Annotated in this window: 12 protein-coding genes; 1 reads left to right on the forward strand and 11 read right to left on the reverse strand. The window is 59.0% G+C overall.

Annotated features, from left to right (window positions below; translation table 11 throughout):
• Nucleotides 1–155 precede the first annotated feature (155 nt).
• The 4 genes from astD to PMI36_RS15735 all read right to left on the reverse strand — a co-directional run bounded on the left by astD (nt 156) and on the right by PMI36_RS15735 (nt 5,199).
• On the reverse strand, nt 156–1,625 hold the full coding sequence (gene astD, locus PMI36_RS15750; protein ID WP_162830922.1) for a succinylglutamate-semialdehyde dehydrogenase: 1,470 nt from the start codon (nt 1,623–1,625) through the stop codon (nt 156–158).
• Nucleotides 1,622–2,647, reverse strand: coding sequence for an arginine N-succinyltransferase (gene astA, locus PMI36_RS15745; protein WP_008071838.1), 1,026 nt, complete (start codon nt 2,645–2,647; stop codon nt 1,622–1,624). Before astA ends, astD begins: the two co-directional genes overlap by 4 nt.
• A gap of 87 nt (nt 2,648–2,734) precedes the next feature.
• Nucleotides 2,735–3,754: an arginine/ornithine succinyltransferase subunit alpha gene (gene aruF / locus PMI36_RS15740; RefSeq protein WP_007904685.1), complete on the reverse strand. Its 1,020-nt coding sequence runs from the start codon at nt 3,752–3,754 to the stop codon at nt 2,735–2,737.
• Between the two features lie 224 nt (nt 3,755–3,978).
• Nucleotides 3,979–5,199 carry an aspartate aminotransferase family protein gene (locus PMI36_RS15735; RefSeq protein WP_007904683.1) on the reverse strand — a complete coding sequence of 407 codons (1,221 nt, stop codon included), beginning with the start codon at nt 5,197–5,199 and terminating at the stop codon, nt 3,979–3,981.
• A 306-nt stretch (nt 5,200–5,505) separates the two neighbouring features.
• On the opposite strand from PMI36_RS15735, the gene PMI36_RS15730 reads away from it, so the two are divergent.
• On the forward strand, nt 5,506–10,539 hold the full coding sequence (locus PMI36_RS15730) for a dermonecrotic toxin domain-containing protein (protein ID WP_008071842.1): 5,034 nt from the start codon (nt 5,506–5,508) through the stop codon (nt 10,537–10,539).
• 34 nt (nt 10,540–10,573) lie between these two features.
• Here PMI36_RS15730 and argR read toward each other — a convergent pair whose 3' ends face one another.
• From argR to acs, 7 genes are all read right to left on the reverse strand, one after another.
• On the reverse strand, nt 10,574–11,554 hold the full coding sequence (argR, locus tag PMI36_RS15725; RefSeq protein WP_008071845.1) for a transcriptional regulator ArgR: 981 nt from the start codon (nt 11,552–11,554) through the stop codon (nt 10,574–10,576).
• 307 nt (nt 11,555–11,861) lie between these two features.
• A complete protein-coding gene (locus PMI36_RS15720; RefSeq protein ID WP_007904680.1) occupies nt 11,862–12,626 on the reverse strand; it encodes an ABC transporter ATP-binding protein in 765 nt (254 codons plus the stop codon).
• A gap of 27 nt (nt 12,627–12,653) precedes the next feature.
• The gene (locus PMI36_RS15715; RefSeq protein ID WP_008071848.1) at nt 12,654–13,766 is read right to left on the reverse strand and encodes a M14 family metallopeptidase; all 1,113 of its coding nucleotides are present in this window, start codon (nt 13,764–13,766) and stop codon (nt 12,654–12,656) included.
• Nucleotide 13,767: 1 nt separating this feature from the next.
• Nucleotides 13,768–14,466, reverse strand: coding sequence for an ABC transporter permease (locus PMI36_RS15710; protein ID WP_008071850.1), 699 nt, complete (start codon nt 14,464–14,466; stop codon nt 13,768–13,770).
• Entirely contained in the window at nt 14,463–15,152 is a 690-nt protein-coding gene (locus PMI36_RS15705; protein WP_008071852.1) for an ABC transporter permease, read from the reverse strand. The genes PMI36_RS15710 and PMI36_RS15705 overlap by 4 nt, the downstream gene beginning before the upstream one ends.
• 90 nt (nt 15,153–15,242) lie before the next feature.
• Nucleotides 15,243–16,016 carry an ABC transporter substrate-binding protein gene (locus PMI36_RS15700; RefSeq protein ID WP_008009943.1) on the reverse strand — a complete coding sequence of 258 codons (774 nt, stop codon included), beginning with the start codon at nt 16,014–16,016 and terminating at the stop codon, nt 15,243–15,245.
• 706 nt (nt 16,017–16,722) lie between these two features.
• A complete protein-coding gene (gene acs, locus PMI36_RS15695; protein ID WP_008071854.1) occupies nt 16,723–18,678 on the reverse strand; it encodes an acetate--CoA ligase in 1,956 nt (651 codons plus the stop codon).
• Between the last annotated feature and the right edge of the window lie 216 nt (nt 18,679–18,894).

Below are 18,894 nucleotides of genomic sequence, written 5' to 3' on the forward strand. Positions count from 1 at the left end.
CGAGAATCTGTTGTTATAGGCTTCAGTAACTAACTGTTCAGTGCGACCGAGTCGCGGCCATCGCGGGCAAGCCCGGCTCCCACAGGTTCGCAGGTGTTCACACATTTTGTGTTCCACTCAACCACTGTGGGAGCGGGCTTGCCCGCGATTGGGCGTTACACCATCTTCACGCCAGGTGTGAGGGTGGCTGGCAACACCAGGCTCGGGGTTTCCAGCGAGGCCACCGGGTACGCGCAGTAATCTGCGGCGTAGTAGGCACTGGCGCGATGGTTGCCCGATGCACCGACACCACCGAATGGCGCGCTGCTCGCAGCACCCGTCAGCTGCTTGTTCCAGTTGACGATACCGGCCCGGCTTTCCAGCCAGAACTGCTGATAACGCGCTTCGGAATCCGACAGCAAACCAGCCGCCAGGCCATAGTCGGTGTCGTTGGCTTCAGCGATCGCCGCTTCAAAATCAGCGTAGCGGATCACTTGCAGCAGCGGACCGAACAGCTCTTCGTCCGGGCGATCGGCAACCGCCGTTACGTCCAGAATGCCCGGGGTCAGCAAGGCTGCCTGAGCCTGGGGCTGAGTCATTTCCAACAGCGCCACGGCGCCGTTGGCCAGCAGATGTTCTTGCGCATCCATCAGCGCTTTTGCAGCGCCGAGGGAAATCACCGAGCCCATGAACGGCGCCGGTTGCTGATCGAACGCACCGACTTCAATCGTCGAGCTGACCGCCACCAGACGCGCCAGCAGCGTATCGCCCCAGGCGCCTTGCGGCACCAGCAAGCGACGGGCACAGGTGCATCGCTGACCGGCAGAAATGAAGGCCGACTGAATGATGGTGTAAACGGCGGCATCGAGGTCCGCGACCTGATCCACTACCAGCGGGTTGTTGCCGCCCATTTCCAGCGCGAGGATCTTGTCCGGACGACCGGAAAACTGCTTATGCAGGTGATTGCCGGTACGGCTGGAACCGGTGAAGAACAGACCGTCGATGCCCGGGTTCGCCGCCAGGGCAATACCGGTTTCGCGAGCGCCTTGCAGCAGGTTCAGCACGCCAGCCGGCAGACCGGCTTCGATCCAGCACTTGACCGTCAGTTCGGCCACTTTCGGGGTCAGCTCACTCGGCTTGAACAGCACGCTGTTCCCGGCCAGCAGCGCCGGCACGATGTGACCGTTCGGCAAGTGACCGGGGAAGTTGTAAGGACCAAACACCGCCACCACACCGTGCGGTTTGTGGCGCAATACCGCAGTGGCGTCGCCCAGCGGGCCGCTCTTCTCGCCGGTACGTTCGCGATAGCTCTGCACCGAGATCGCAATCTTGTTGACCATGCTGGTGACTTCAGTCGCCGCTTCCCACAGGGGTTTACCGGTTTCTTCACCGATGGTGCGAGCCAGCTCGTCAGCGTGATTCTTCAGCGCAGCGGCAAAGGCTTCCAACACGCTGATGCGCTCTTCCAGGGTACGGCGAGCCCAACCCGGGAACGCTTGACGCGCAGCTTGCACTGCCGACTCGACCTGACCGGTCGTGGCGCCTTCGCCGGCCCACAGCACTTGCTGGGTCACCGGGTTTACCGATTGAAAGCTTTCACCCTGACCAGCCAGCCATTCACCGGCGATGTATAGCGAATTCATTATTTCGACTCCCGAGCAGCGGACAACGGAACGGCGCGTACTTGATCGCCGGCGTTGAGTTGAAGACGTTTGGCGGTCAGCGGATCGACCACCAAAGTGCCGGCGGCGAAGCGTGCTGGCGCGGCAGTGATCCGGCAGTCTTCGCGCTTGCGGTTATGAATCAGGAACGGCGTGGCGTCGTCACCCGGGGTGCCGATGGCCAGCACCAGCGCCTGGCTGTCGCGCACCGCGCGGATCTTGGTGGTTTCGCATTCCACCGCAGGGCCGGCATCAAAGATGTCGACGTAGCCTTGATAGCTGAAACCTTCACTCTTGAGCATCGACAGCGCCGGCTCGGTGTCTGGATGAACCTGGCCAATCACGTTGCGCGCATCTTCGGACAGGAAGCAGGTGTACAGCGGGAATTTCGGCATCAGTTCGGCGATGAATGCCTTGTTGCCCACACCCGTCAGGTAATCGGCCTGGCTGAATTCCATCTTGAAGAAGTGACGACCCAGGCTTTCCCAGAACGGCGATCGGCCCGCCGCGTCGGACATGCCGCGCATCTCGGCAATGATCTTGTTGCCGAACAGTTGAGGGAACTCGGCGATGAACAGCAGACGCGCCTTGGCCAGCATGCGGCCATTGAGGCCACTGCGATAATCGGCATGCAGGAACAGCGAGCACAGTTCAGAGTTGCCGGTCAGGTCGTTGGCCAGGAACAGCGTCGGAATTTCGCGATAGATGTTCAGCTCTTGGGAGGCGCTGACCGTCAGGCCGACCCGGAAGTTGTACCAGGGCTCGCGCAGGCCGACGGCGCCGGCAATGGCGGAAATACCCACCACGCGGCCATTGTCGTCTTCGAGTACGAACAGGTAGTCCGCATCGCCCCGCCCGGCTTCGCCGCGGAAGGTCTTCTCGGCCCAGCCGACCCGATGGGCCAGACGTTCTTCGTTGGCCGGCAAGGTGGTCAGGCCGGTACCGGTGCTGCGGGCCAGGTCGATCAGAGCGGGTAAATCGCTGCTGCGTACGGGACGAACAATCATGCTATCTCCTCAAACGGGCCGCTGACGCCACCCGTGAAACTCGCTGCTTTACTAAGCATTCATTCTTTATAGGCATAGCAGCAGGCGTTAAACCGCCACCAGGCGCACGCTGGCACCTTCACCGACGCCCAGGGCTTCGGCCGCTTCAAGATCCAGGGTTACGGGTTTGCCCGGCGCGTAATCGAGCTCAAGCAAAACGGCGCGGTAATCCTGCAACTGGGCATTGGCCACCAGATACTGACGACCAGCGCCTTTGACCGGCTCGCCGATTTTCACCGGCACTACACGGCTTTGAGCGATCGAACGGATCCCCGAGACGCGGGCATGCAGCGTCGGGCCACCGTCGAAAATGTCGATGTAGTGATCGGTCTCGAAGCCTTCGCGCATCAGGATGTCGAAAGTGATCTGCGCCCGTGGGTGTACCTGGCCCATCGCCTCTTGAGCGGAATCCGGCAGCAACGGCACGTAGATCGGGTAATGCGGCATCAGCTCGGCCAGGAACGTGCGGCTTTTCAGGCCACACAGACGCTCGGCAGCGGCGTAGTTGAGGTCGAAGAAGTTGCGACCGATGGCATCCCAGAACGGCGAGTCGCCATTTTCGTCGCTGTAACCGACGATCTCGGTCACCACCGAATCGGCAAAGCGCTCCGGATGGCTGGCCACGAACAACAGGCGACCACGGGAATTGAGCTCCGCCCAAGGCGAACCCACCAACTCCGGCTTGACGTAGAAACTGGTCAGCAAGCTGTTACCGGTCAGGTCGTGGCACTGGGAGAGCACGTGGATCTTGTTGTGAATCTTCAGCTCACGGGAGGCGTGGACGAAGGTTTCGTTACGAAAGCTGTAAAACGGCTCGGAATAACCGGCCGAGGCAACGATGGCCGAACAGCCGACCAGTTTGCCGGTGGCCGTGTCTTCGAGGACGAAGAAATAGCTCTCTTCACCGTTGAAGCTGACTTCAGCGGCGAACGAAGCTTCGCTTGCGGCGATCTTGTCGCTCAGGCGTTCAACGTCATCCGGCAAGGAAGTGACACCAATCGGGCTGTCCGCAGCCAGACGCTGTACCTCGCCCAGATCAGCCATTTGCGCGGGGCGCATCACCAGCATGGTGTCACTCCTTTTCTCGAAAAACTCTATGAGGAAAATAACCGGGAAGTCATTGCAGACACAGAGATCAGTGTGGGAGCGGGCTTGCTCGCGAAAGCGGTGTATCAGTCAACATCGTTGCTGTCTGACCCACCGCTTTCGCGAGCAAGCCCGCTCCCACATTTGATCCGGCCCGGTACAAAAATTTGGTTCGACGCCTGAATCATCAGGCGTCGAAGGGTCTATCAGGCTTGCGTCAGTTTTGCCGCCGCACGCTCGAAGCGGTCCAGACCGGCATCGATATCGGCGTCTTCAACCACCAGGCTTGGGGCGAAACGAATCACGTCCGGGCCGGCTTGCAGAATCATCAGGCCTTCACGCTCGGCGGCGTTGAAGATGTCCTTGGCCTTGCCTTTCCAGGCATCGCTCAGCACGCAACCGAGCAGCAGGCCCAGACCACGGACTTCAGTGAACAGGCCATACTTCTCGCCGATCTGCTCAAGACGGGTCTTGAACTTGTCGTGCTTGGCATTGACGCCGTTCAGCACTTCGGGCGTGTTGATCACATCGATCACCGCTTCAGCGACAGCGCACGCCAGCGGGTTGCCGCCATACGTGGTGCCGTGGGTGCCGACGACCAGGTGTTTGGCCAGGTCTTCGGTGGTCAGCATCGCTGCAATCGGGAAACCGCCGCCCAGGCTCTTGGCGCTGGTCAGGATGTCCGGGGTCACGCCGTAATGCTGGTAGGCGAACAGCTTGCCGCTGCGGCCCATGCCGGTCTGAACTTCGTCGAACACCAGCAGCGCGTTGTGCGCATCGCACAGCTCACGGGCGCCTTGCAGGTAAGACAGCTCGGCTGGCAGTACGCCGCCTTCGCCCTGGATCGGCTCCAGAACCACCGCGCAGGTCTTGTCGGAAACAGCGGCTTTGAGCGCGGCCAGATCGTTGTAAGGCACGTGGGTAATGCCGGTGATCTTCGGACCGAAGCCGTCGGAGTACTTCGACTGGCCACCGACGTTCACGGTGAACAGGGTACGGCCGTGGAAGCTATTGAGCGCGGCAACGATTTCGTACTTCTCGGTACCAAAACGGTCGTGGGCCACGCGACGGGCCAGCTTGAAGGCAGCCTCGTTGGCTTCGGCGCCAGAGTTGCAGAAGAACACGCGCTCGGCAAAAGTGGCGTCGACCAGCTTATGGGCCAAGCGCAAGGCCGGCTCATTGGTGAACACGTTGGACACGTGCCACAACTTGTTCGCTTGCTCGGTCAATGCAGCGACCAGTGCTGGATGCGCATGGCCCAATACGTTAACGGCAATCCCGCCGGCAAAGTCGATCAGCTCGCGGCCAGACTGGTCCCAAACACGGGAACCGGCACCACGCACAGGAATGAAAGCGGCTGGCGCGTAGTTGGGAACCATTACCTGGTCGAAATCGGCGCGTTCTACCGCAGCGTGCTCAACGGACATCGGAGTCTCCTGAAAAGGAACACTCGCCTGAAACTGGCGAGCTTGGTGAGGATTGTAAGGACAGTTTTCAGCCCGGCCTTGCCGCCAAGCGACAACTTCTTATAGCGCAAACACAGGTTTTGCCCGGGTTTACGGCAATGCGACAAATAGCGTCGCAAAGGCGCAGTTTAAACTGCTGACGGGGTTTGCGGCAGGCGTGCTCAGTTCTATCTGATGCGGTGTTGCCGATGGCGGTAAATATGTACCGCACGCCGTTCAGGCTGATGGGTTTTGCTAGAGGTCTTTCGAACCCAGACGACCTCTTCCATGAACATGAACACCGAACACCCAGACGCTTCGATGCCATCTTTCAAGCCGGATGCGCACTATCAGCACCTGATGAGCGTCATTCCTTCCTGGCTGATGCAGGCGAGCGCACAAAAGCGCGAAGCCTTGCTGAAGATCAAACCGCAGCTACCCGCTGAACTCAAGGCAGCCTCCAGGGCACAGCACGTCGAACTGGGCAAACTCAATGCACGGCATTGGGAGGCGCAAAACCGTGTCGATCGGGCCTTGGCGCGCCTACAAAACGCCAGCACCTTTGCCGAGCCAATACTTGCAGCCGAGATCAAGAAACGCTTTGGGCTGGAACTGGATGTCAGCCATACCTTTTTGCGTCTTTATATTCCTGCCCGCATTCCCTGGCTGCGATTGAAATCCGGGGCAGCACGCATCTGGACCGTGTCGCTGCTGGATGCCGCCCTGCACAATTTTGAAAGCAGCGAGACGACAGACCAGGCCTTCGAGTCCGCTTCCACCTATATCACCCCGCCTTCTTCCACCGGGCAATTCAAACAACTGCCGCATATCCTGCAAAAAATGCCCATCGCTGCATTTACCCGATTGTGCCGGGAACTGGACATTGGCGAGCGCTACAAAGAGCACCTTGAAGAAAACCTGGGCCTGCGCAATCCGGTGGCGACAGCGGTCATGCAATCCAAAGTTCGCAACAGCCAGAAAGCGGCACTCATTGCCGCCCTGCAAATGGCGTACATGCAAAACAAGCTTGGCGGTGCTGTTCATCAACTGATCCTTGGCTTATTGGATGGCCTGCAACACTTGCGCCTGCGCGGCCAGGAATGGGGCTGCCATGAACTGACAATCATGAACGCCAACCTGACCGGTATCGTGCTGTTTGCCCCGGATCTGGAGCGTTCGCACGAAACGGTTCGGGTAGTGGCCTATATTCCCGACGACCCCGAACACCCGATCAAGGAGTATTCCTCCACCGGCGCATTCGCCCAGGAACTGATCCAGCGTTTGCGCAATCATGACTATCAACAATTCTTCAGTCGCTTTATCGACCATGAGGATCGCGGGCACTTTTTCGCTCAGTTGAACAACCGCCTCACCCCCATCACCTGGCAACCGCTTCAACCTGGCGATTCGCGCCCCACGTGGAGAGACAATCCAGACCAGCGCGTGAACCTGCAAATGGCGGCAGTGCCAATCCAGGGCGATCTGTGGACTCATCTCTACCAGCGCAAACTGGACAAGATCCTCAACGATGCACGGGTCATCGCAGTATCCACTGCCCTGGTCGACCAAAAAGCCCGATGGGCGTTATGGGACTCCTTCACCGACGTTGCCTCGGCGCTGCTGAACATCGCAGCCTTTGTCGCCCTGCCGTTCGTGCCGTTCCTCGGCGAACTGATGCTGGGCTACATGGCATATCAATTGCTCGACGAGACCTTCGAAGGCATCGTCGACTGGGCAGAAGGCCTGACAGATCAAGCGCTCGAGCATTTCATGGAGACGGTTCAGTCCGCGGTCCAACTGGGCACTTTGGCAGTAGGAGGTGCCCTTGTCGTAGGGGAGTTTCGCTCAGTCCTGCCTCGAGAAGTCGTTGAGTTCATTGACCGTTTCAAACCGGTCAAGACACCGAATGGCGAAACCCGCTACTGGAAGCCCGATCTGGCGCCGTTCGAACAACGCGCAGAACTGTCCAAGGGTTCGCCAACCGACGAACGCGGGCTGCACAACCATCAGGGCAAATCCCTGTTGAGGCTGGAAGACAAACTCTATGCCGTGATCGAGGATCCGCAAACCGGCCAGCACCGCATCGACCACCCGACTCGCCCCGACGCCTATAAACCAGCGCTTAAACACAATGGCGAGGGCGCTTGGCAAACCGAGCTGGAGCAACCGCTGGAATGGGATCAGGCCAAGTTGTTGCGCCGTATCGGTCCCGACATGGAACGTTTTTCCGTCATCGAGCGTGAGTGCATGCTCAAGATCAGCGGCGACGATGAAAACACGCTGCGCAAGATGCACACGGATGTCGAACGGCTGCCCCCCATGCTTGCCGACACCCTCAAACGGTTCAGGATCGAACAGGACATTCAAACCTTTATCGAACAGATGAACAGCGACCGTCCTGAAGACTTCCTCAAGGCCGATCCCGTGACACAGCTGGAATTACTCCACGAAAACGGCTACTGGCCCGAGCGAAAAGGCCTGCGCCTGATTGATAAAAAGGCTCAAACCCTTTGGCAAAGCCCCGGCTCCGCGGTGCCGGACCTGCAAATCGATGTCACTCAAATGAACGACGGCGACTTGCTCAAAACGTTTCTTCTGACACTGGATGAAGCCGAAATAAAAACGCTGATGGGCGAGGAGTTCGGTGCCCCCGTCGCCCGTCTCGACACCCGCACTCGCACACTGCGTCGCACGCTGGCTGAGATTGTCGAACGCAAAAGAGCCATCTTGTTCGACTATCGGTATCGCAAACTTGAACGCGGTGCTCGCGCCCTGGCGCACACCATCATCAACGCCGAACCCGGCCTGCCGACGAGCCTCGCAGAAGCAGTGCTCGACACGGCGAGCGATCAGGAACGGCAACAGCTCAAACAGGGAACATTGCCCGGACGACTGGTGGAACTGAGCCGTGAGGCCGCTTTGCAAACACGGGTGACACGCGCCTACGAAGGCCTTGAGCTTAAGTCGACCGCCGATAACCTCGACACACAGAGACTGGCCCTGCACTCGCTAGAACGTTTACCGGGCTGGTCGGGGCAACTGCGCATCGAACTTAGGCAGTACCACTACGAGGGACAACTGATCGACAGCGTCGGCAAAACGGATGCGCCGCTGCACAAGGTCCTGGTCATGACTGAAGAGGGCTCGTTTCAGGCCTATGACGAGACAGGCCAGGCACTCAATTCCGCCAGCGGTCTGTATGCCAGCCTGCTGCAGGCATTCCCCGACCCGGAGCGTACCGCGCTGAAGATCCACATCGGCGAAGGTGAAAAACTCAAACAATCGATCCGCGAACATGCCTTGAGCCGCGATGAGTTGCGCGCACTGCTATCGCATCACCCCATCTTCAAGCCGACTTACGACCCATCAGTGATGCGCCTGCTGGGTGGCTCCGAAGGCTATCGGCGTATGCCGAGCCAGCCACTGACGTTACAAGACAGAGCCCATAGTCTGTTCCCCCATCTTTCGGCCGAAGAACTGCAGGCGTACGTCGAACGGCTACAACTGCATCCGAGCGGACCGCGAGCAGAATTGACGCGACTGATCGGCGAACACGAAAGGCTCGTCGATGAACTGCAACTCTGGACCGGCGATATCCCGCTGTATATCCCGGATACCGATGTCAGAATCGTCGCCAACCAGTTCTCCACACAACAACGCAATCGCAGGCAGTTCATGAACCAGCTGATCGACTGCTGGCGTCGGCAGGCCTCCCACCCTCTGACCGACACCTGGCACGTCGATTTTATTTTTTCACGGCCGATTTTGGGTGAACTCCCGGTGCTGAGCGCCGATTTCGCTCACGTGAGCAACCTGGCATTGGCCGGCCATCGAGCCACTCAGGGCGTGAATGGATTCTTGAGGCGCTTCTCCGGACTGCATCGTTTGGCCCTGCGCAATTTCAACCTTGGTACTCTCCCGGACGCCATCACCCAATGGCCGCACCTCAACGAACTGATTATCAGCGACTGTGCGCTCACCCTCACCCCGCAGAGCCAGGCGAGACTCGCTGGGCTGGGCGAGCTGACAACACTGGATCTTTATCAAAATCCGCTGGGGTTACTCCCCAACGTCGAAAACATGCCCGATCTGGATTACATCGATGCGGCAGGGACCGGCATCTCCAGCATTCCCACCGGTTTGCTGACGCGCCCCCGCCTTCGAACCGCCCTGCTCAATGACAATCGAATCCCGGAACTGCCTGCCGCCCTCTTCGAACTGCCACCGGACATACAGAATGGCTTTGACCTGAGCGGCAACCCGATTTGCGCAGCAGACCGCGAACGCATCAAGCGCTACTTCGTCAAGACCGGCCGTGACTTCGGTGTCTTTGCTGAACAGGCGGATATCCAACGAGTACAACGACTCTATCCGCGACTGGATCAAGAGCGAGCCAGCGATTTCATTTATCGCCTGCCTGGCACACTGCAAGAAGGTCAAACAGAGCTGACACGCCTGGAAGGCGAGTTCGAAACGTTGAGGACCACCCTGGAAATCTGGACCCAGGACATTCCCACCCACCACCCGGTTTCTGGCCAAGCCCTCACGGACGTGGAGCGGGTACTCGAAGAGTTGAACCGAATTGAAACCAAACGGATTCTGGAGCGTTGCTGGCGCCATGAAACCAATGTGGACGGCTTCAACGCGACACTGATACCCACCTATGATTTGACGCTAACCATCAACATCACTGGCAACCTGCCGGTGCTGAGCGCCGACTTCAGTCACGTCACGCTGCTCTATTTGCACAGTGATGCTGGCATGACCTCAGGGGCCGGGCGTTTTCTGGAATGCTTCCCCCGCCTCAAAAGCCTGACCATCCGCGAATACACACTGAACGATATCCCCGACGCCGTTTTCAGGATGAGCGATCTGACAGCATTGGCCCTGACCCGGTGTCAACTCACCTTGACCACGCAAACCATGCTCGAACTGGCGCAAATGGAGGGCCTTGACTATCTGGAACTGAGCAACAACCCATTGGGGCTGACACCCGACGTCAGTCAGATGCCCGAGCTTGCCATACTGCTGTTAAACAACACCGGCATCACTGAGTTTCCCCCAGGGCTGCTGCAACTCAAGTTTCTGGACGTGGCTGATCTGAGCGCAAACGCGATCATTGAGATACCCAGCGACATTCTGGAGCTGCCGATGGAAATTGGCGAAAGCCTCAACCTGAGAGGGAATCCGTTGTCCGAAGACAGCCTTCGACGACTCTTTGATTACTTCAGGCTGAACAACGTTGACTTCGGGCTTGATGAAATCGCCGATAACGCGCAACTGGAGATGTCATCTTCTGGAAACTCAGAGGTTGAGGAATAATCAACGCCTGATTCGAGTGCAGCCAGGCGCAGATTCAACCGCGCTCGGACGGCACCGATGACAACTCGAACGGGCTGCTGCTGCGCCGCTGGTTGCGATCTTCCCGCGGCGTGGCGCCGAAGAAGTTGCGGTAGGCGCTGGAGAAGTGTGGCCCCGAAGAGAAGCCACATGACAGGCCGATCTGGATGATCGACTTGCTGGTTTGCATCAACATCTGCCGGGCCTTGTTCAGGCGCAGCTCCAGGTAGTACTGGCTCGGCACACGGTTGAGGTACTGCTTGAAGATCCGCTCCAGCTGCCGACGCGATACACACACGTGCTGGGCGATTTCGTCGGTGGTCAGCGGCTCTTCGATATTGGCTTCCATCAGCAACACCGCCTGGGTGAGCTTCGGATGACTGGAACCGAGGCGGTTCTGCAGCGGAATGCGTTGGCGTTCGCCACCCTCGCGGATGCGCTCGACCACCAGCTCTTCCGACACCGCACCGGCCAGTTCGGCGCCGTGATCGCGGGCCAGCACCGCCAACAACAGGTCGAGTACCGACATGCCGCCGCACGCGGTCAAGCGATCGCGATCCCAGTCGAACAGGTGACTGGTGGCAATCACCTTCGGGAAACGCTCGGCGAAATCGTCCTGCCAGCGCCAATGCACGGCAGCGCGATAACCGTCGAGCAAACCCAATTGCGCCAACGGGTAAACACCGGCCGACAACCCGCCGATTACACACCCGGCGCGCACCAGTTGTTTCAGCCCACTGCTGAGCGCTGGCGCGAGCGAGGTCGGCGGCTCATCGGCGAGCAGGAACAGTTTCTGGAAGTTTTCGAGCTTGCCGGCCCACGGTTCACCCGGCAATTGCCAGGCGCCTTCGGTCGGCGGTTCGGCCTGCAAAAACGACAGTTCGTAAACAACGTCCGGATGCACACGCTGGGCAACACGCAAGGCCTCCTCAGCCAGCGCAAGCGTCAGAGCTTTAGTGCTGGGCCAAATCAGGAAACCAATTCGATGGGCAGTCATGGCGGGCAATCCGAAGCAAAGAACAGAATGAAGGCATGGGCCAAGGCTAGCCCGTAAATGAACACAAATCTTGAAACCGGCAAAGATCAAATGTGGGTGCTAGCTTACAGCCCCCCTTAATGTAGGAGCTGTCGAGTGAAACGAGGCTGCGATCTTTTGATCCTGGCTTTTTAAAAGATCAAAAGATCGCAGCCTCGTTTCATTCGACAGCTCCTACAGGGGTTGGCAAACCAGCTCCCACAAGGAATCCGGGCCAGCCTTTAGGCTGCGAAGCATGCACTATCGCGGTGCACAACGGCAGTCCTGATTATTTCAAGCTGCCGGACAAAAATTGTTGCAAACGCTCGGACTGCGGATTGACCAGCACTTCGCGCGGGTTGCCGCTTTCTTCGACGACGCCTTTGTGCAGGAACACCAACTGGTTGGACACTTCGCGGGCAAAGCCCATTTCGTGCGTCACCACCACCATGGTCCGGCCTTCCTGCGCCAGGGCCTGCATGACTTTCAGCACATCACCGACCAACTCAGGGTCGAGGGCCGAAGTCGGTTCGTCGAACAGCATCACCTCAGGCTCCATCGCCAGCGCACGGGCAATCGCCACTCGCTGTTGTTCACCGCCGGACATGTGGCCCGGGTAAGCGTCTTTGCGATGAGCAACGCCGACCTTGTTCAGGTAGTGCTCGGCCTTCTCGCGGGCTTCGGTCTTGGACATGCCGAGCACGTGGACCGGCGCTTCCATGATGTTTTCCATCGCGGTCATGTGCGACCACAGATTGAAATGCTGGAACACCATCGACAGGCGCGAACGCATGCGTTGCAGCTGTTTCGGGTCGGCGGCTTTCAGCGCGCCGTCCTTGTTGGCAACCAGTTTCAGCTCTTCGTTGTTAAGCAGAATCTTGCCGGCGTGCGGTTGCTCGAGCAGGTTGATGCAGCGCAGGAAAGTACTTTTGCCGGAGCCACTGGAGCCGATGATGCTGATCACATCGCCAGCCGCCGCTTTCAGGGACACGCCCTTGAGCACTTCGTGACTGCCATAGCGTTTATGCAGGTCTTGGACTTCAAGTTTGTACATGCGGTCGGTTCTCACAAAAACAGTCAGTCAGTCGTTGAGCAAGCGCCCGTGACGCAGCGCTTCGCGCCCCGCCACCTTGGCCAGCCAGAAACCGGGTTGGGCATAACGCAGCCGTTCAATGGCAAACAGCACCCCGGACGTACCAGCACACACCGTGCTGACCCGATCCGATAACGGATCGATCACTTCAAAAATCTCGTCGCCCGCCTCAACCCACTCACCGGGTTTACGCAGGAAACTCACCACGCCCGGATGCGGCGCGAACAGCAATTCGGTGCCTTCGAACGGCAGGCCTTCGCAAGCGTCTTGCGCAGGTTTTGGCCATTCGCCACTGATCAAGCCTTGTTCAGCGAGGAACGCCAGAATGCCTTCGGCGTAAGCCTCTGCCTCTGGGCGGCCGGTATCGGATTGGCCGCCCAACTCGATGGTCGTCGCCAGGCAGGCCAGTGGAATCTGGGCATCCGGAAACAGACGCGACAGACGCAGCCATGGCAGCGAACACGCTTCATCAAAAGAGCTGCCGCCGGAATCTTCCGCCAACAGCCCGACCTTGACGTTCAAGTGTGCAGCCAGCGAGCGCCAATGCGGCCAGTGCTGCGGCAAGGCGTACATGTGCAGCGCCGCTTCGCAATCGCAGTGCAAATCCAGCACCACATCGGCAGTGCAGGCATGGCTGAGCAAGATGCGCTGCATGCCTTGCAACTGACTCGCGGCAGGCGGCAAGGCAGCCAGCACATCGCTCATGGTTTCACGGATCAAACGGACATTGGCGTGAGGATCGTCACCCAGATGCCCCTGCAGCTCAGCGGCCACAGGCTCACTCAGCTCAACGAAATCCCGGTTGAAGTTCTTGCCGCTGCCGGCCTCGAAACGCCCCTGATGGTTACCCTGAAGCAGTTGACCGAGGCCCAGTGGGTTGGCCACCGGCACCAGTTCGATCACACCGTTGAGCAAGCCTTGGGCTTCGAGTTCGGTCAGGCGCTTTTTCAGCTCCCAGGCCGTGCGCATCCCCGGCAGTTCATCGGCGTGCAGACTGGCCTGGATGTAGGCCTTGCGCTCGCCAGCGCCGAAGCGGAACACCGAAATCCGGCGTTCGCTGCCCAGGTGGCTCCACGGCAATGCATGATCGATGCGTTCCATATCAGTGCTTCCGCGGGGCCAGATAGCCCAGCCAGCGGTGCTCGGCCATCTTGAACAGGCGCACCAGAATGAAGGTCAGGCACAGGTAGAACACGCCGGCGGTGATGTAGGCTTCGAACGGCAAGTAGAACTGAGCGTTGACCGTGCGCGCGGCACCGGTGATGTCGATCAGGGTCACGATGGACGCCAGACTGGTGGTCTGCAGCATCATGATCACTTCGTTGCTGTACTGCGGCAGTGCCCGGCGCAGGGCCGACGGCAACAGGATTCGCTTGTACATTTTTATGCGCGACATGCCCATGGCCTTGGCCGCTTCGATCTCGCCATTGGGCGTGGCACGCAGGCTGCCGGCGATGATTTCAGCGGTGTATGCGCTGGTGTTGATGGCGAAGGCCAGGCACGCACAGAACGTGGCGCTGGACAGCCATGGCCAGAGGAAGCTTTCACGCACCGCTTCGAATTGCGCCAGGCCGTAGTAGATCAAAAACAGCTGCACCAGCATTGGCGTGCCGCGAATCACGTAGGTGAACAGCCAGGCACTCATGTTGACGACCGGCTGCTTGGAGACGCGCATCAGCCCCAGCGGCAGTGCCGCCAGCAGACCGAAGAACAGCGACAGCGCGAGCAGTTTGAGGGTGGTCACCAGGCCGCCGAAGTACAGCGGCAAGGCCTCCCAAATGACGTTGTAGTCGAAGATCATAGATCAGCCGCCCTTACGCCTACCGAGTAGCGCTTCTCAAGGTGACGCAATGCCAGCAACGAGACGCTGGTGATCACCAGGTACATCGCCGCCACTGCGAGGAAGAAGGTGAAAGGCTCGCGGGTAGCATCTGCCGCCTGCTTGGCCTTGAACATCATGTCTTGCAGACCGACCACCGAAATCAGCGCGGTCGCCTTGGTCAGTACCAGCCAGTTGTTGGTAAAACCCGGAATCGCCAGACGAATCATCTGCGGCACCAACACCCGGAAGAACACCTGAAAACTGCTCATGCCGTACGCCATGCCGGCTTCTGCCTGCCCCTTCGGGATTGCCATGAAGGCACCACGGAAAGTTTCCGACAGGTACGCACCGAAGATGAAACCCAGGGTGCCGATACCGGCGGCCAGCGGGTTCAGGTCGATGTAGTCGTCATAGCCGAGCATCGGCGCCACGCGGTTGAGCAGGTCCTGGCCGCCGTAGAAAATCAGCAGGATCAGCACCAGATCGGGAACACCGCGGATCACCGTGGAATACAGATCGCCCAGCCAGGCCAGCCAGCGTATTGGGGACAGACGCAGCGCAACGCCGATCAGACCCAGAACAATGGCCAAGACCATGGACGACAAGGCGAGCTGAAGCGTCAGCCATGCGCCATCGAGGATGACAGCCCCGTAGCCTTTCAACATGATTCAGGTCCTCGAAAGTTGGGATGAAAAAATGGCGCAAACCTCAGAGATCCTGTTGCTTGCGCCATTTCGCACGTGTTGCGGGGACGATTACTTGCCGTAGATATCGAAGGCGAAGTACTTGTCCTGGATTTGCTTGTACTTGCCGTTCTCGCGAATGGCCGCGATCGCGGTGTTGATCTTGTCTTTCAGCGCGTCGCCCTTGCGAACTGCGATACCCACGCCGTCGCCGAAGTATTTGACGTCGGTGAAGGCCGGGCCAACGAAGGCGAAACCTTTGCCGGCGTCGGTTTTCAGGAAACCGTCATCCAGCAGGGTAGCGTCTGCCACGGTGCCGTCGAGGCGACCGGCGGCCACGTCGAGGTAGATTTCGTTCTGCGAACCGTAAGGCTTGATCTCGGCACCCAGCGGGGCCAGGACTTCGCGGGCGAAACGCTCGTGGATCGAACCACGTTGCACGCCGATGTTCTTGCCCTTCAACTCAGCCAGATTTTCGCTGACCTGAGTGCCGGCCTTCATGACCAGGCGAGCCGGGGTGTTGTAGTACTTGTTGGTGAAATCCACGGACTTCTTGCGGTCTTCGGTGATCGACATGGACGACAGGATCGCGTCGATCTTGCGCACTTTGAGTGCCGGGATCAGGCCGTCGAACTCTTGCTCGACCCACACGCACTTGACCTTCATCTCTTCGCACAGGGCGTTGCCGATGTCGTAGTCAAAACCCACGATGCTTCCGTCCGGCGCTTTGGAGGCGAACGGAGGGTAAGCTGCTTCGATACCGATTTTTACGGGCTTGTCATCGGCGAAGGTCGGCAGGGACAGCACGGACAGTGCCAGGGCGCCAAGCAGCACAAGTTTCTTCATCTTGGGACTCCATCGGTAAAGGGCAAAAACGGCAGAGTGAGCAACAGCCCAATATGCGAATGAGTGGAACCGGAAAGCGTTGCTGCGTCCTACATCACGTGTGCGAAATTTCAACACAGGCAACGACGAGCGAGTGATCGGCATTCTAACGACAGGCCCGAAGCCGATATTTCTTCAATGCGACAACAAATTACAGATGCACCGAGAAAGCCGCTTGAGCGCGTTGACAGCCTTGCAATTTCATGCAAGAGCAAAAGACAGTGAACCGATCTATATTGCAAATTGCGGGCCTATTATTGGCAAACCCTTCTAATCCGGCAAGCGCAGCGTGGTGTCTTATTTTTCATGCCGGGTTTAGAGGCCCTGTGACGGGGCTTTGCGTTTCCCAATGCCTCGTTATCGGGCGGGCGGTTACACATTCAGTTACTTGAAGGGTGATGGGTAACAGTGGGAATGGGCCTACGGCGCAAGTCGATAATTATTGGCTGGTGTTTATGTTGTGTCTGACTGGCCTCTTCGCGAGCAAGCCCGCTCCCACAGTTGATCTCCAGTGAACACAGAACTTGTGCCCGACTCTGGCTCAATGTGGGAGCGGGCTTGCTCGCGAAGAGGCCCGCACAGCCGCCACCACCTCAATCCGACCACCACAAAAAAGCCCCATCAGGCTCAACACCTGACAGGGCTTCGATGACTCAAGAGTCGGCGCTTACGCGACGTTCATGGTCTTGTGCGTATCAATCAAGTGCTGCACCACACCCGGATCAGCCAGGGTCGAAATATCCCCCAACCCGTCGTATTCGGCCGTCGCAATCTTGCGCAGAATCCGGCGCATGATCTTGCCCGAACGGGTTTTCGGCAGCCCCGGCGCCCACTGGATGACATCCGGCGAAGCAATCGGACCAATTTCCTTGCGCACCCAGTTTTTCAGCTCCAGGCGCAATTGCTCGCTCGGCTCTTCGCCAGCATTCAACGTGACGTAGACATAAATGCCCTGCCCCTTGATGTCATGCGGCACACCAACCACTGCCGCTTCGGCGACTTTCGGGTGCGCGACCATCGCGCTTTCGATCTCGGCGGTACCCATGCGGTGACCGGATACGTTAAGCACGTCATCCACGCGACCGGTGATCCAGTAGTAACCGTCTGCGTCACGACGCGCACCGTCACCGGTGAAGTACATGCCACGGAACGTCTTGAAGTAGGTGTCGACGAAGCGGTCATGGTCGCCAAACAGCGTACGCGCCTGGCCTGGCCACGAATCGAGAATCACCAGGTTGCCCTCCGCCTCGCCTTCGACGATGTTGCCCAGGTTATCCACCAGGGCGGGCACCACGCCGAAGAACGGACGCGCCGCAGAACCCGGCTTGAGGGCGTGAGCGCCCGGCAGCGGGCTCATCATGTTGCCGCCGGTTTCGGTCTGCCACCAGGTATCGACGATAGGGCAACGGGATTGGCCGACATTCTTGTAGTACCAGTCCCAGGCTTCCGGGTTGATCGGCTCGCCCACCGACCCCAACAGACGCAGGCTGCTGCCATCGGCGCCTTCAACGGCGGCGGTGCCCGAGGCCATCATCGCGCGGATCGCGGTCGGTGCGGTGTAGAGAATGTTGACCTTGTGTTTGTCGACGATCTTCGCCACCCGGGTGATGTCCGGGTAATTCGGTACGCCTTCGAACAGCAACGTGGTCGCGCCGTTGGCCAGCGGGCCGTAGACGATATACGAGTGGCCAGTAACCCAGCCGACGTCGGCGGTGCACCAGTAGATTTCGCCCGGACGGTAGTCGAACACGCGCTCGTGGGTCATCGCCGCATACAGCAGGTAACCGCCGGTGGTGTGCTGCACGCCCTTCGGCTTGCCGGTGGAACCGGAGGTATAAAGGATGAACAGCGCTTCTTCAGCGCCCATCTCTTTCGGTGCACACACGGTGCCCGCCACTTTCATCAGGTCTTCAAACCAGATGTCGCGGTGCTGGTTCCACTTGATGTCGCCACCCGTGCGCTTGCACACGATGACTTTCTGGATGCTGCTGGTTTCCGGGTTGGTCAGCGCGTCGTCGACGTTGGCCTTCAGCGGAATCTTCTTGCCGGCCCGTACGCCTTCGTCAGCGGTGATCACCACTTTCGAGCGGCAGTCGATAATGCGACCGGCCAGGGCTTCCGGAGAGAAACCGCCGAACACCACCGAGTGAATCGCGCCGATCCGGGTGCAGGCCAGCATGGCGACCACGGCTTCGGGGATCATCGGCATATAGATCGTCACCACGTCGCCGCGGTGCACATCCTGGCCGCGCAAGGCGTTGGCGAACTTGCAGACTTGTTCGTGCAGCTCGCGGTAAGTGATGTTGCGGCTTTCGGCAGGGTCATCCCCTTCCCAAATAATCGCGATTTGATCGCCGCGCTCGGCCAGATGACGGTCGAGGCAGTTGTAGGAAACGTTCAGCGTGCCGTCGGCGAACCATTTGATGTCGACATGGTGATCGTCGAAGGACGTCTGCTTCACCGTAGTGAAAGGCTTGATCCAGTCGAGGCGCTTGGCTTGTTCACGCCAGAAGCCGTCCGGGTTGACGACCGACTGCTGGTACATGGCCTTATAGGTGGCCTCGTCAGTCAGCGTGTTGGCTAGAACCTCGGGACGAACGGGATACAAAGAAGCCGCACTCATCTTTCTTACCTCGGTGGAATAGTTGTTTTTGTATGCCCCCAGTTGTAGCCGGGCGGGGCCTATAGAACCATTCGACGATGGTAGTAACAAGCCCCTACAAAATGTGGCTATACCGCGACGAGACGCTCAAAACCCGGTTATCTACGGTCAACGTAGGAGCTGCCGAAGGCTGCGATCTTTTGATCTTCGCTCTTTTTAAAGTCAAAAGATCGCAGC

This window comes from Pseudomonas sp. GM79, assembly GCF_000282495.1.
Classification (GTDB): Bacteria; Pseudomonadota; Gammaproteobacteria; order Pseudomonadales; family Pseudomonadaceae; genus Aquipseudomonas.

Bases quoted from the DNA above. Each gene is read 5' to 3' on its own strand.
- astA (WP_008071838.1), bottom strand. From the start codon at position 2,647: ATGATTGTTCGTCCCGTACGCAGCAGCGATTTACCCGCTCTGATCGAC.
- aruF (WP_007904685.1), bottom strand. From the start codon at position 3,754: ATGCTGGTGATGCGCCCCGCGCAAATGGCTGATCTGGGCGAGGTACAG.
- PMI36_RS15735 (WP_007904683.1), bottom strand. From the start codon at position 5,199: ATGTCCGTTGAGCACGCTGCGGTAGAACGCGCCGATTTCGACCAGGTA.
- PMI36_RS15730 (WP_008071842.1), top strand. From the start codon at position 5,506: ATGAACATGAACACCGAACACCCAGACGCTTCGATGCCATCTTTCAAG.
- argR (WP_008071845.1), bottom strand. From the start codon at position 11,554: ATGACTGCCCATCGAATTGGTTTCCTGATTTGGCCCAGCACTAAAGCT.
- PMI36_RS15720 (WP_007904680.1), bottom strand. From the start codon at position 12,626: ATGTACAAACTTGAAGTCCAAGACCTGCATAAACGCTATGGCAGTCAC.
- PMI36_RS15715 (WP_008071848.1), bottom strand. From the start codon at position 13,766: ATGGAACGCATCGATCATGCATTGCCGTGGAGCCACCTGGGCAGCGAA.
- PMI36_RS15710 (WP_008071850.1), bottom strand. From the start codon at position 14,466: ATGATCTTCGACTACAACGTCATTTGGGAGGCCTTGCCGCTGTACTTC.
- PMI36_RS15705 (WP_008071852.1), bottom strand. From the start codon at position 15,152: ATGTTGAAAGGCTACGGGGCTGTCATCCTCGATGGCGCATGGCTGACG.
- PMI36_RS15700 (WP_008009943.1), bottom strand. From the start codon at position 16,016: ATGAAGAAACTTGTGCTGCTTGGCGCCCTGGCACTGTCCGTGCTGTCC.
- acs (WP_008071854.1), bottom strand. From the start codon at position 18,678: ATGAGTGCGGCTTCTTTGTATCCCGTTCGTCCCGAGGTTCTAGCCAAC.